Annotated in this window: 13 protein-coding genes and 1 pseudogene; 9 read left to right on the top strand and 5 right to left on the bottom strand. The window is 69.2% G+C overall.

The genetic code is table 11. The annotated features are described in order from the left end of the window. Nucleotides 1-15: 15 nt before the first annotated feature. The 3 genes from H3O04_RS27990 to H3O04_RS27980 all read right to left on the bottom strand — a co-directional run bounded on the left by H3O04_RS27990 (nucleotide 16) and on the right by H3O04_RS27980 (nucleotide 1,792). The gene (locus H3O04_RS27990; protein WP_006476873.1) at nucleotides 16-597 is read right to left on the bottom strand and encodes a YceI family protein; all 582 of its coding nucleotides are present in this window, start codon (nucleotides 595-597) and stop codon (nucleotides 16-18) included. 65 nt (nucleotides 598-662) lie between these two features. Further along, nucleotides 663-1,223, bottom strand: coding sequence for a YceI family protein (locus tag H3O04_RS27985; RefSeq protein WP_006476874.1), 561 nt, complete (start codon nucleotides 1,221-1,223; stop codon nucleotides 663-665). A gap of 8 nt (nucleotides 1,224-1,231) precedes the next feature. Further along, nucleotides 1,232-1,792 carry a cytochrome b gene (locus H3O04_RS27980; protein WP_069232201.1) on the bottom strand — a complete coding sequence of 187 codons (561 nt, stop codon included), beginning with the start codon at nucleotides 1,790-1,792 and terminating at the stop codon, nucleotides 1,232-1,234. Nucleotides 1,793-2,051: 259 nt separating this feature from the next. Here H3O04_RS27980 and H3O04_RS27975 point away from each other — a divergent pair, with 259 nt between their 5' ends. The 6 genes from H3O04_RS27975 to H3O04_RS27950 all read left to right on the top strand — a co-directional run bounded on the left by H3O04_RS27975 (nucleotide 2,052) and on the right by H3O04_RS27950 (nucleotide 9,724). Then, nucleotides 2,052-2,717 (top strand): paraquat-inducible protein A, encoded by a 666-nt coding sequence (locus H3O04_RS27975; RefSeq protein WP_011544616.1) that lies wholly within the window; start codon nucleotides 2,052-2,054, stop codon nucleotides 2,715-2,717. Continuing rightward, nucleotides 2,714-3,349: a paraquat-inducible protein A gene (locus H3O04_RS27970; protein ID WP_006476876.1), complete on the top strand. Its 636-nt coding sequence runs from the start codon at nucleotides 2,714-2,716 to the stop codon at nucleotides 3,347-3,349. The genes H3O04_RS27975 and H3O04_RS27970 overlap by 4 nt, the downstream gene beginning before the upstream one ends. Then, the gene (locus H3O04_RS27965) at nucleotides 3,342-4,961 is read left to right on the top strand and encodes a PqiB family protein (protein WP_202588901.1); all 1,620 of its coding nucleotides are present in this window, start codon (nucleotides 3,342-3,344) and stop codon (nucleotides 4,959-4,961) included. The genes H3O04_RS27970 and H3O04_RS27965 overlap by 8 nt, the downstream gene beginning before the upstream one ends. Continuing rightward, nucleotides 4,958-5,674 (top strand): PqiC family protein, encoded by a 717-nt coding sequence (locus H3O04_RS27960; protein WP_202588900.1) that lies wholly within the window; start codon nucleotides 4,958-4,960, stop codon nucleotides 5,672-5,674. Before H3O04_RS27965 ends, H3O04_RS27960 begins: the two co-directional genes overlap by 4 nt. Before the next feature lie 476 nt (nucleotides 5,675-6,150). Further along, nucleotides 6,151-8,265 (top strand): site-specific recombinase, encoded by a 2,115-nt coding sequence (locus H3O04_RS27955; RefSeq protein ID WP_202588899.1) that lies wholly within the window; start codon nucleotides 6,151-6,153, stop codon nucleotides 8,263-8,265. 154 nt (nucleotides 8,266-8,419) lie between these two features. Further along, nucleotides 8,420-9,724 carry a THUMP domain-containing class I SAM-dependent RNA methyltransferase gene (locus H3O04_RS27950; protein WP_202588898.1) on the top strand — a complete coding sequence of 435 codons (1,305 nt, stop codon included), beginning with the start codon at nucleotides 8,420-8,422 and terminating at the stop codon, nucleotides 9,722-9,724. Between the two features lie 73 nt (nucleotides 9,725-9,797). On the opposite strand, the pseudogene H3O04_RS27945 reads toward H3O04_RS27950, so the two are convergent. After that, nucleotides 9,798-9,992: pseudogene (locus tag H3O04_RS27945) on the bottom strand (SRPBCC domain-containing protein); the annotation flags it as partial. A 119-nt stretch (nucleotides 9,993-10,111) separates the two neighbouring features. Here H3O04_RS27945 and H3O04_RS27940 point away from each other — a divergent pair. Both H3O04_RS27940 and H3O04_RS27935 read left to right on the top strand, forming a co-directional pair. Next, entirely contained in the window at nucleotides 10,112-10,516 is a 405-nt protein-coding gene (locus H3O04_RS27940) for a VOC family protein (protein WP_006476880.1), read from the top strand. Nucleotides 10,517-10,589: 73 nt separating this feature from the next. Then, nucleotides 10,590-11,276, top strand: coding sequence for a helix-turn-helix transcriptional regulator (locus H3O04_RS27935; protein WP_011544611.1), 687 nt, complete (start codon nucleotides 10,590-10,592; stop codon nucleotides 11,274-11,276). A gap of 67 nt (nucleotides 11,277-11,343) precedes the next feature. Here H3O04_RS27935 and H3O04_RS27930 read toward each other — a convergent pair whose 3' ends face one another. Continuing rightward, the gene (locus tag H3O04_RS27930) at nucleotides 11,344-12,267 is read right to left on the bottom strand and encodes a carbon-nitrogen hydrolase family protein (protein WP_202588897.1); all 924 of its coding nucleotides are present in this window, start codon (nucleotides 12,265-12,267) and stop codon (nucleotides 11,344-11,346) included. Between the two features lie 89 nt (nucleotides 12,268-12,356). Here H3O04_RS27930 and H3O04_RS27925 point away from each other — a divergent pair. Then, nucleotides 12,357-13,181 (top strand): LysR family transcriptional regulator (locus H3O04_RS27925; protein ID WP_202588896.1); only part of this gene is annotated, 825 nt, incomplete at its 3' end.

Below are 13,181 nucleotides of genomic sequence, written 5' to 3'. Positions count from 1 at the left end.
CCCCGCCGGGGAGTCTTACTGCTGCTTGACCGCTTCGGCCGTGATCAGCAGCTTCGTCTTCATCTTGAAGCCGTACTGCTTGCCGTAGTCGAGGCCGAAATCGTCGCGGCTGAATTCGCCGACCGCATCGACGCCGCACACCTCACGCTTGAGCATCGGGTGCGGCATGCACTTGAACGAATCGATCTTCAGCGTGAGCGGCTTCGTGACGCCGTGCAGCGTCAGGTTGCCGACCACCGACACCGGCTTGTCGCCGTCGAACTTGATCGTGCCCTTGTAGTTCGCCTGCGGGAACTTCGCCGCATCGAAGAACTCGGCCGTCTGCAGGTGCTCGTCGAGCTTCGCGCTGCCCGTGTGGATCGACGCGATGTCGGTCGTCACGTCGACCGTGCCGGTCTTCGCCGCGCGGTCGAGCGTCACGGTGCCGCTCGACTTGTCGAACTTGCCGCGCCAGACCGACAGGCCGCCGAAGTGGTCGGCCTCGAAGCTCGGGTACGTGTGGCTCGGATCGAACTGGTAGGTTGCGCTTTCGGCAAAGGCCGAGAACGACAGGGAAGCGGCCAGCGCGCCGGCAGCGATGATCAGATGCTTTTTCAAACTTTTTCTCCTGGAAACGGCGCCGCGCCCTCGCGCGGCATTCAGTTGAGGCGGCAACCTGCCGCTTACTTCGTGGCGACGAGATGGAACTTGATCTGCACTTCGTCCGCGACGATCGACGTGTCCTTCCACTCGCCGGTGCCGACGTTGAAGGTCGAACGCTTGATCGGCAGCACGCCGTCGAACGTCTGCGTCGCGCCGTTTTGCGCGACCGTGACGGGCACCGTGACGGTCTCGGCCTTGCCCTTGATCGTCAGCTTGCCGGTCACGTTGTACTTGTTGCCGCCGGCCGGCGCGATCGCCGACGACACGAAGGTCGCCTGCGGATAGGTCTTCGCGTCGAACCAGTCCTTGCCTGCGACCTGGTCGTTGTACATCTTGTCGCCGAGGTCGAAGCTCGCGACGTCGATCGTCATTTGCGCGCTGCCCTGCGCGGCTTTCGCCGGATCGAACTTCACCTGCGCGGAAAACTTCTTGAACGCGCCTTCGGTCGGCACGTTCATCTGCTTCGACACGGCGGACACCTTGCTCTTCGCGAGATCGACGTCGGCATGCGCCGCGCCCGACGCGACAAGCGCCGCCGCGGCGAACGCGGTCAGCATGGAGCGGGAGAAAGACACTTTCATGGGATCCTTCATTTGGCAAAGGGAAGCATGCGCGACAGCAGGCCGTCGCGGTCCAACAACTGGTGCTTGAGCGCCGCGAGCACGTGCATCGCAACGAGCGCAAGCAGAATGTAATTCAAAGACACATGCAGCGTCTTGAAGGTTTCCTTGAGCGCCGGATCGGGGTCGATCAGGCGCGGCAGCGGCACGATGCCGAGATAGACGACCGGAATGTTCGACGCCGAGCTGTACAGGTAGCCCGTCACCGGGATCACGATCATCAGCACGTACAGCAGCATGTGCACGCCGTGCGACGCCGCGCGCTGCCACGCCGGCGTGCCGCCCGGCAGCGGCGGCGGCACGTGGGTCGCACGCCAGAGCACGCGCACGACGGCCAGCGCGAACACCGTCACGCCGATCCACTTGTGCCACGAGAAGTACTTCAGCTTGGTCGGCGTGAAGCCGGGAATGTCCGTCATCACCCAGCCGAGCGCGAAGCCGCAGATGATCAGCAGCGCGATCAGCCAGTGCAAGGCGATCGCGGTGTGCGCGTAGCGTGCCGGCGCGGCCGGCGGCGATTTCGATGCCATCTTGGATTCCTCAGTTCAGCGAACGGCCGCGCCGGTAAATTCGTCCGACGCATGTCAAGGGCGCCATGCTACCGCAACCTTTTGACGCGCGCGGACTCTGAGGACAGGCGCGCCAGCCGGCTGACGGCTTCCCGCCATGTTACCGACCGGTCACGAAACTCACGATCCTTGACGCATCGAAAAAGCCCTTTTGGTAAGATTGGCGCGGGTTCCGGCCCCGTCGACGTGTTCCCCCAGCCGTCGCAACACCGCCTTTTCCATGCAACGATACGACCTGATTGCCTGCCACGAATGCGACGCACTGTTGCATAAACCGCGCCTGAGCGGCCGCCAGATCGCGCGCTGTCCGCGCTGCGACGCGCTGCTCTATCGCAACAGCACCACGCAGATCGAGCGCATCACCGCGCTCGCGGTCGCCGCGCTCGTCACGTTCATCATCGCGCAGACGTTCCCGATCCTCGAAATGGACCTGAACGGCACGCGCGTGCAGACGACGCTGATCGGCGCGATCGACACGCTGTGGCATCAGGACATGGAGATCGTCGGCGTGATGGTGTTCTGCTCGACCGTGCTGTTCCCGCTCGTCGAGATGGCCGCGCTGCTTTACGTCCTGCTGCCGATCCGCCGCGGCGTCGTGCCGCCCGGCCTCAACCTCGTGCTGCGCACGATCCAGCTCGTGCGGCCGTGGGGGATGATCGAGGTGTTCATGCTCGGCATCCTGGTCACGATCGTGAAGATGGTCAGCCTCGCGCGCGTCGTGCCCGACGCGGCGCTGTTCGCGTTCGGCGCGCTCACGCTGATGACCGCCGTCGTGCTGATGTTCGACCCGCGCACCGTGTGGGACATCGCCGACGACCTGCGCGCCGGCCGCGCGCCGGCGCGGCCCGACCCCGCCGCGCCGCTGCCGGACGCGCCCCGCCGATGACGAGCCCCACGCCGACCGCCGCCCGCGAGGGCTATGCCAGCTGCCACGCGTGCGGGCTCGTGCAGACGATCGACCAGCCGCACGCGCATTGCGCGCGCTGCGGCAGCGCGCTGCACGTGCGCACCCCGAACAGCATCATGCGCACGTGGGCGCTGCTGCTCGCGGCTGCGATCCTCTACATTCCGGCGAACCTGCTGCCGATCATGCGCACCTCGTCGATCGTCGGCTCGCAGCAGGACACGATCATGAGCGGCGTCATCTATTTCTGGACGTCCGGCGACTGGCCGCTCGCCGTGGTCGTGTTCGTCGCCAGCATTCTCGTGCCGATGCTCAAGCTCGGCGTACTGACGATCCTCGTCACCAGCGCGCAGCGCCGCGCCGCCTGGCGGCCGCTGCAGCGCACGCGCCTCTACCGGATCGTCGAGCGCATCGGCCGCTGGTCGATGCTCGACATCTTCGTCGTGACGCTGACCGTCGCGCTCGTCCATTTCCGTTCGCTCGCCGTCATCACGGCCGGCCCCGGCGCACTCGCGTTCGGCTCGGTCGTGATCCTGACGATGCTCGCGTCGATGCAGTTCGATCCCCGCCTGATCTGGGATCCAGTCGAAACCTCAGGGAATCACCATGAATAGTCCACAAGGCCCGCAGCACGACGCGCCCCGGCCGCCCGATCCGGCGATCTCGACGAAAAGCGGCTGGCTGCCGTCGCTCGTCTGGCTCGTGCCGCTGATCGCCGCGCTGATCGGCATCGGCCTCGTGATCAAGTCCGTGCGCGAGCGCGGCCCGGAAATCACGATCAGCTTCCACAGCGCCGAAGGGCTCGAGCCGGGCAAGACCCAGGTCAAGTACAAGGACGTCGAGATCGGCACGGTCAAGACGATCAAGCTGTCGAAGGACCTGTCGCGCGTGCTGGTCCAGGTGCAGCTCAAGAAGGAAGCGGAAGACTTCGCGGTCCAGGGTTCGCGCTTCTGGATCGTGCGGCCGCGCGTCGGCGCGACCGGCGTATCGGGGCTCGGCACGCTGCTGTCCGGCGCGTACATCGGCGTCGGCGCCGGCCACGGCCAGGACACGCTGACCGACTTCACCGGCCTCGAAACGCCGCCCGCCGTCACGGGCGACCAGAAAGGCACGCAATACGTGCTGCGCGGCGATTCGCTCGGCTCGGTGGACATCGGCTCGCCGGTCTACTACCGCCGCGTCCAGGTCGGCCAGGTGGTCGGCTTCTCGCTCGACAAGGACGGCACGGGCGTCACGTTCAACGTGTTCGTCAATGCGCCGTACGACCAGTACGTCGGCATGAATACGCGCTGGTGGCAGGCGAGCGGCGTCGATCTGCGGCTCGATTCGAGCGGTCTGAAGCTGAACACGCAGTCGCTCGCGACCGTGATCCTCGGCGGCATCGCGTTCCAGACGCCGCCGAACCAGGGCAGCGGCACGACCGCGCCGAACAACACGACGTTCCGCCTCGGCTCCGACGAGGGCGACGCGATGCGCGACCCGGACGGCCAGCCGCTGCAGGTCGTGATGAACTTCAACCAGTCGCTGCGCGGGCTCGCCGTCGGCGCGCCGGTCGACTTCCGCGGCATCGTGCTCGGCGAAGTGACGAACATCGGCATCGACTTCGACCCGAAGACGAAGAACTTCCTGATGCCGGTGACGATCAACGTGTATCCGGAACGCCTCGGCCGCCGCTTCCGCGAGACGATCGAAAGCAAGGGCGAACCGGCGCGCCGCGAGATCGTCGAGCGGCTCGTCCAGCACGGGCTGCGCGGCCAGCTGCGCACCGGCAACCTGCTGACGAGCCAGCTGTACGTCGCGCTCGACTTCTTCCCGAAGGCGCCGCCCGTGAAGATCGATACCGCGCACCTGCCGCTCGAGCTGCCGACCGTGCCGAACACGCTCGACGAGCTGCAGCTGCAGGTCGCCGACATCGCGAAGAAGCTCGACAAGGTACCGTTCGACCAGATCGGCGCGAACCTGAACAGCGCGCTCGCGAACGCCGACAAGCTGTTCAAGCAACTCGACACGCAGGTCGCGCCGGAAGCACGCGACACGCTGTCGGCCGCGAAGCAGACTTTCTCGACCGCCGAGGCGACGCTGCAGCAGGATTCGCCGCTGCAATCCGACGTGCGCGGCGCGCTGAAGGAGCTCACGCGCACGCTGCAATCGCTGAACGCGCTCGCCGACTATCTGGAGCGCCACCCCGAATCGCTGCTCAAGGGCAAGCCAGGAGATAAACAATGACGACACGCGTGAACGGTTTCGCGAGCGGCGCGGCGGCGCTGCTCGCCGCACTCGCGCTCGCCGCGTGCAGCTCGCCGCCCGCGCGGTTCTACACGCTCAGCCCGGCCGACGCCGCGGCGCCGCTGCGCACCGCGCCGGCCAACCCGGCGTTCCTGATCGAGGTGCCGTCGGTCGGCGTGCCCGAGCAGGTCGCGAAGAGCCAGCTGGTCGTGCAGAAGAACGCCGCGCAGGTCGACGTGCTCGAGCAGGAACGCTGGGCGTCGCCGCCCGCCGACGAGATCCGCCGCGCGCTGTCGGACGATCTGGCCGCGCAGCTCGGCACGATCGACGTCGCGAATTCCGCGTATCCGGCCGGCGTGCCCGTGTACCGCATCAGCGTGAACGTGCAGCGCTTCGAATCGTGGCCGGGCAAGCGCGCGGCGGTCGACGCCGTCTGGAGCGTGCGCTCGCTCGCCACGCAGGCCGTGATGACCTGCCGCACGAGCGTCGCGGAACCGGTCGCCGACGGCTACGACGCGCTCGTCGCCGGCCACCGGCGCGCGCTCGACGTGATTGCCACGCAGGCCGCGGCCGGCGTGCGCGCGATGGCCGCCCGCCGCGGCGCGCCGGCGCCCGCTGCCGGCGGCAAGACGGCCGCCGCGCCGGTCGTGCCGTGCCCGGCCAACCCGGCGTCCGGCGGCGACGCCGGCGCGACGGGCAAGTCCGGCGTCTAAGCGAACGCGGACGGCGCGCGGGCGAACGTTCGACACGACGTTCGCCCGCGCGGTGTGGAATGGCGCGGTGCGGCCGGCAGCACGCGCGCCCGTCGTCGGCTGCACGCCGCTGCCCCGGCCCCGCGCACTGCCTTCACTGGCCGAACGGCCATGACATTCTTTGTCAAAGCCGCCGGAACCCGCGTCATGCAATGCGGTCGGCTTGCGTTTTCCGGCCCGATTGACGATCCTACGCACTTTCAGGCTCGCGCCGTTCGTCGTGCGCGCGAGCCGGCGGCGCCGGGCCGCGCTCGGCCCGACCGCCGTGCCTCCCGGCGCCCGCACGCGAATCGCGTGCACCGCGGCGGGGCAGCCGCGTCGCGGGTCGCCGTGCCCCGTCCGGCACCGGCCCCGTCTCACCCGTTCTCACCGGCGCCGCGCCGTTTCCCCGGCCGGCATCCCGAACCCGCCCGTCCCGGGCTTTCGCTATTCCGTTTATGTTTCGTTCCCTGACGACCCTGATCAAGAAGTGGCGCGCGTCGCGCAATGCCGGTCACCAGCTCGATGCGCTGCTCGCGCATGCCGACGCCGACGCGTCGTACGCCGAGCGCAGCGAATGGCTGATCGAGCTCGCGCACTGGCTGCGCCGCAACGGCACGGTGCAGGACGCGCCGGCCGAGCGCGACGCCGACACGCGCACGTATCCGGCCCATGCGCGGCTGCGCTACCTGTTCCACGTGCTCGACCGCAACCCCGCGTGGAAAGCGCACGCGGCGCGCATCCTGCGCGGCATCCTGCGCGAGTGCGACGGCATCTCGCTGCTGTGCGACGCCGGCATGCCGGTGCATTCGGGCTTCTTCGGCGCGCTGTTCGAGCGGATCGATTCGTCGCTGATCCCGCCCGCACCGAACCGCCGCGAGCTGTCGGCGCTGTTCACGCTGATGTTCCCCGCGCCCGAGGACGCGAAATGGATCGACGCGCTGCCCGACGACCTGCTCGCGCGCCTCGCCGGCCTGATCTCGTTCGACGTCACCGAGGAAGAGCGCCACGAGCCCGGCTCGTTCTCGCGCGACCTGCTGGCCGCGCTGCACAACCTGACCTGCCAGATCAGCTCGACCGGCCTGTCGCAGACGGTGCGCAGCCGGCTGTCCGACGACGATGCGCGCAAGCCGCTCGAATCGCAGCCGTTCTACCGCCTCACCCGCGCGATGCTCGCGGTCGAGACCGCGCATGCGGCCGTCGAGGACGGCGGCGACCCGAGCAAGCTGCTGCACGAGGTGAACTACCTGCGCGTGCTGCTCGACGAATGCCGGATCGCCGTCGACGACGTGTTCGCGCACCTGTACCGCAACGGCGTGTCGGTCGACATCGTGTTCCAGGTCGAGCGGATGCGCATGCGCATCCTGCGCGCGGAAACGCTGCTGAACGCGTGGATGGCGCGCGACGACCTGCACGGGATGGCGCACCTGACCGCCGAGCTGGTCGACGCGAACCAGAACAGCCAGAGCGTCGCGCACCTCGTGCGCAGCAACTTCTCGCTGTTCGCGCGCAAGCTCGTCGAGACCAACGCGGACACCGGCGAGCACTACATCTCGCGCGGCCGCACCGAGTACCTGAAGATGCTGCGGATGGCCGCGGGCGGCGGCCTCGTCACCGTCGTGACCGTGTGCGTGAAGTTCGCGATCACGGGCGCGCACCTGCAGTCGATGCTCGAAGGGCTGCTCGCGGGCATCAACTACGCGGCCAGCTTCATGCTGATGCACTTCCTGCATTTCACGCTCGCGACCAAGCAGCCCGCGATGACCGCGCCGACGCTCGCACGCGAGCTCGACGACACCGGCCACGAGGAAGGCGTGAAGACGTTCGTCGCGTCGGTGATCGCGCTGATCCGCACGCAGGCGGCCGCGATTTCCGGCAACGTGCTCGTCGTGCTGCCCGTGTGCCTGCTCGTGCAGCTGTTCGCGGGCAACGTGCTGCACGCGAACCTGATCTCGCCGGAGAAGGCGCACGCGACGCTGCATTCGTTCTCGCTGCTCGGCCCGACGCCGTTCTACGCGGCGCTCACCGGCGTGCTGCTGTGGGCGTCGAGCCTGCTCGCGGGCTGGGCCGACAACTGGTTCGTGCTGCACCGGGTCGGCGACGCGCTCACGTACAACCGCCGGCTGCGCCTGACGCTCGGCGCGACCGGCGCCGCGAAGCTCGCGCACTTCTGCCGCTCGAACGTCGCCGGCGTGGTCGCGAACGTCGGCCTCGGCCTGATGCTCGGCCTCGTGCCGGCGATCGTCACCGTGTTCATGTTCCCGTTCGAGGTGCGGCACGTGACGCTGTCGGCCGGCTCGATCGGGATCGCGCTCGGCGTGCTGGGCAAGGGTGCGCTCGGCACGCCCGAGCTGTGGTGGGCCGCCGCCGGCGTGCTCAGCATGGCGATCCTCAACGTGCTCGTGAGCTTCGCGCTCGCGTTCACGATGGCCGTGCGCTCGCGCAGCCTGCGCCCGACCAAGGTGCGCGCGCTCGTCGCGGCGATCGTCCGCACCGTGCTGTCGAACCCGCTCGCGCTGTTCTGGCCGGCGGGCAACCCCGCCGCGCGCGCCGGCCAGCCGGGCACGCACTGACTTGCGGCGCGGTGGCGGCGCCCGGTCGGGCGCCCCCTCGCCGCCTCCCGGCACGCGCGAGCGGCCGTCGCCCCGACGCCGCCGCGCCGAAACGCCGGCCCCGGTCGCCCGCGCCGCGTACAATAGTGGACTTTTGCACGTCCTCACCCGCCTTATGGCCTCGCCCACCCTGTTCGAATTCTTCGCCCCCTGCCCGCGCGGCCTTGAAGCGGCGCTTGCCGCCGAGCTGGCCGAAATCGCCGGCCGCCACCTGAACGGCGCGCCGTTCACCGCGGGCGCGCAGGTGCCGGGCGGCGTCCATTTCAGCGGCGGCTGGGCCGCCGGCATGGCCGCGAACCTCCATTCGCGCATCGCGAGCCGGATTCTGCTGAAGATCGTGCACGGCCCGTACCGCAACGAACAGGACGTCTACGCGCTCGCGCTCGAGCAGCCGTGGGAACGCTGGTTCGCGTCGACGCAGACGCTGCGCATCGACATCACCGCGATCAAGTCGCCGCTGAAGAGCCTCGAATTCACGACGCTGCGCGTGAAGGATGCGATCTGCGACCGGATGCGGGAGAAAACCGGCTCGCGCCCGAGCATCGACACCGGTGCGCCGGACGTGCGCGTGTTCGCGTTCCTGACCGTCAACGAGTGCACGCTGTACCTCGACACGTCGGGCGAGCCGCTGTTCAAGCGCGGCTGGCGTCTCGACAAGGGGGCGGCGCCGCTGCGCGAGAATCTCGCGGCCGGCATCCTGCGCCTGACGGGCTGGACGCCCGGCACCGCGCTGTACGACCCGATGTGCGGCAGCGGCACGTTCCTCGCGGAAGCCGCGCAGATCGCGCTTGGCGTGGCGCCCGGCGTCGAGCGCCGGTTCGGCTTCGAAAAGCTCAAGCAGTACGACATCACCGCGTGGCAGGGGCTGAAGGTCCCGGCGCTCGACGCGAAGCGCGCGGCGCGCGGCAAGCGCGGCGAAGCGCTCGGCGTGTACGGCAGCGACATCTCCGGCGACATGCTCGAGAAGGCGCGCGCGAACCTCGAACGCGCGGGCGTGCCGTCGGTGTGGCTCAAGCAGGTCGACGCGCGCGGGATGACGCCGCCGTGCGACGGGCCGGGCATCCTCCTCGCGAACCCGCCGTACGGCGAGCGGATCGAAGTGCGCGGCCGCAGCGCGCGCGGCGAGGTGCGCGAAACCGGCCGCAACCGCGGCAACGACGACGCATTCCGCCGCACGCACACCGACGCGCCGGACAGCGAGTTCTTCAACGCGCTCGGCGATGCGCTGAAGCAGCGCTTCACGGGCTGGCAGGCGTTCCTGCTGACGTCCGACCGTTCGCTGCCGGGCCAGTTGCGCCTGCGCGAATCGGCCAAGACGCCGCTGTTCAACGGCGCGCTCGAATGCCGGCTGTTCCGCTTCGACCTGATCGCCGGCAGCGTGAAGGCGCGCCCGGCGGCAGCGGAAGGCGACGACGCGTAAGCCAGCCGTTCGCTTCCACACGCAACGACTTCCAGGGGCCGCCATCGCGGCCCCTGTGCTTTTGCACAGCCGGTCAGGGCTTCGACTGCGACCGGCGCGCCATCGTGAACGGCAGCGCATGCCCCGTCTCGAGCAGCGACTTCAGGCTCGACAGCACGACCGGCCAGCCGCCGCGAATCCCGCGATTCCTCTCCGAACCGGGCGCGAGCCCGTCGTGCGTGACGGTCAGCTTCACGACGCCGGCAAGCGGCTCGACCAGACAGATGACAACTCTACTGACAATACGGTGTCAGCAGCCCGCGCTCACACTGCAATCCCGGCGCAATGCAGGCTGGTTTCCACACCGAATCCGCATAACAACGCAAACAACGCAACAAGGAGCTCGTCATGACGTCAGCAACCGCCACTGCCACCCCGGAACGCGCGATCGCCTGGTTCGACATTCCGTCCCTCGATTTCGACCGCGCGATCCGCTTCTACGAAACCGTGCTGCAAACCACGTTGCAGCGCGCGGTCATCGGCGGCGTGCCGATGGCGACGTTCGATCGCGACGCGTCGAGCACGGGCGGCAGCATCGTGTTCGATCCGCAGCAGATCAAGCCGAGCGCGAACGGCGTGCTCGTCTACCTGAACGCCGGCGAATCGGTCGTCGCGGCGCTCGAACGCGCGAAGCGCGCGGGCGGCGTCGTGCAGGGCTCGGTCGTCGAGTTGCCGAACAACTACGGCTACGTCGGCTACCTGATCGACACGGAAGGCAACCGCGTCGGCCTGCACGCGCCGAAATGCCACTGAGCGCAGCGGTCAGCGGGCCGGCGCGGCGCTATCATCGCGAAGTCCCCGTCGCCAGAGGAATCGAGGTGCTGTCATGACCCGCCGTGCCGACCGCCTGTTCCAGATCGCCGAGCTGCTGCGCGGGCGTCGTCTCACGACCGCGCAGCAGCTAGCCGACTGGCTGTCGGTGTCGCCGCGCACGGTCTATCGCGACGTGCGCGACCTGCAACTGTCAGGGGTGCCGATCGAAGGCGAAGCCGGCATCGGCTACCGGCTGAACCGCAACGCGAGCCTGCCGCCGCTCACGTTCACGGCCGAGGAGCTGGCGGCGCTCGCCACCGGCGCGCGCATGCTCGAGACCTGGGGCGGCGCGCGCTTCGCGAGCGGTGCGCGCTCGGCGCTCGCGAAGATCGCGTCGGCGATGCCGGCCGACAAGCGCACGGCGCTCGACCGGCTGCCCGTGTTCGCGCCGTCGTTCCACATCGACGAGACGTTTTGCGCGAAGGTCGACGCGATCCACCAGGCGATCGACACGCGTCACATCGTCAGCTTCGACTACCGCGACCGGCTCGGCGCGCATTCGCAGCGCCGCGTCTGGCCGCTCGGGCTCGTCTACTGGGGCGGACGCTGGACGATCGGCGCGTGGTGCGAGCTGCGCGGCGATTTCCGTACCTTCGACATCGCGCGGATGGGCGACATCACCGTGCACGAGCAGTTTCCGGACATGGAAGGCCGGCGGATCGCCGACTACATGCGGATCGCGGAAGCGCCGATGCGCTGACGCGGCGGCGAGCGCGCGCCGCCGCCCTTCGTTTTCCGGGCGCCATGCGGCGCCCGTCCCCACTTCGTTACCCGCCGAACACCACCGGCCGCTTCGGCCGCTCGTCGACGTGCAGCGAAAACACGTCCGCACGCGCATAGTGGCCTACGACGTCGAAGTCGTAGCGCGCCTTCACGAGTTCGTCGGTGTCGATACGGGCAGTGACGAGCCCGGCCTCGCCGATCAGCGGCTCCGTCAGCAGGTCGCCGAGCGGCCCGACGATCACGCTGCCGCCGCGGATCAGCGGCCGCTCGGGGTCCCAGCCCGGCACGTCGATGCCGAGCGCACGCGGCGACGGCTGCACCTGGCACGCGCTCACGACGAAGCAGCGCCCTTCGTGCGCGATGTGCCGCATCGAGCTCTGCCACACGTCGCGCTCGTCGACGGTCGGCGCACACCAGATCTGCACGCCTTTCGCGTACATCGCGCAGCGCAGCAGCGGCATGTGGTTCTCCCAGCAGATCGCGGTGCCCGCGCGGCCCGCGGCCGTGTCGACGACCGGCAGCGTCGAGCCGTCGCCCTGCCCCCAGATCAGCCGCTCGGTGCCGGTCGGCATCAGCTTGCGGTGCTTCGCGACGAGCCCGTCGCGCGGATCGAAGAACAGCGCCGTGCAGTACAGCGTGCTGCCGCCGCGCTCGATCACGCCGACCACGAGGCTCGCACCGGTGCGCTGCGACAGCGCGACCAGCTCGTCGGTTTCCGGCCCCGGCACGTCGATCGCCTGCGCGGCGTAGCGCGCATACGCATCGCGCCCCTCGGGCAGCCGGTAGCCAAGCCGCGTGCCGAAGATCTCGCCTTTCGGATAGCCGCCTAGCACGGCCTCGGGCAGCACGACCAGCGACGCGCCGCTGTCGCGGATCGCGGTTTCGTAGCCGAGGATCGTGTCGAGCGTGGCGCGCGTGCCGGCGGGCGATGCGCCGATCTGCAGCGCGGCGATGACTGAGGTGGACATGAAGGCGTCTCCGGTGAATGCGGTGAATGGGATGACGCCATCTTTGTCGATATCATTTCATCGATCAAATCGATATAACGATAACTGACATGAATGTGGATGATATCGCCGGCCTCGACCTGAACCTGCTGAAGGTGTTCGAGGCGCTGTACGAGGAAGGCGGCGCGAGCCGCGCGGCGCTGCGGCTCGACCTCACGCAGTCGGCGGTCAGCGCGGCGCTCGGGCGGCTGCGCGTGATCTATGCCGATCCGCTGTTCGTGCGCACTGGCCGCGGGCTCGCGCCGACGCCGCGCGCGGACGAACTGAAGCCGATCCTGTCCGATGCGCTCGACCGCTGCCGCGAAAGCCTCGCGATCGCGGCCGATGGCGGCGACCGCGTCGGCCGCACGATTTCGATCGGGATGTCCGACGATTTCGAGATCGCGCTCGGCCGCGCGCTGATCGATGCGGTCGCGCACGAAGCCGCCGGCATCCGGCTGATCTTCCGGCAGACCCACAGCGGCATCGCCGGCGACGCGCTGCTGCGGCACGGCATCGACCTCGCGATCGCGTCGGGCGGATTCTCGGCGAACGGGCTCAGCCGGCGCGCGGTCGCGACCGGCGGCTATGCGTGCCTGATCGATCCGGCCGGCCGCGCGCGGGCGCCGCGCACGCTGACGCTCGCCGAGTTCCTGCGGCGCGACCATCTGCTCGTGTCGTCGGGCGGCGTGATCGGGATCGTCGACGAGGCGCTGGCCGCGCTTGGCCACAAGCGGCGCGTCGCGGCATCGACCACGCATTTCGCCGCGCTGCCGTACCTGCTCGCCGGCTCCGACGCGGTCGCGACGATTCCCGCTCATGCGGCGCATGCGATCGCGCAAGCAACCTCGCTGCGTGCCCTCGCGTGCCCGGTCGACCTGCCGCGCTATCCGGTC

It is taken from the genome of Burkholderia sp. KCJ3K979 (assembly GCF_016759955.1).
Classification (GTDB): Bacteria; Pseudomonadota; Gammaproteobacteria; order Burkholderiales; family Burkholderiaceae; genus Burkholderia; species Burkholderia orbicola.
Note: the sequence above shows the minus strand (reverse complement) of the source record. Positions and strands in the feature narration are given on the sequence as shown.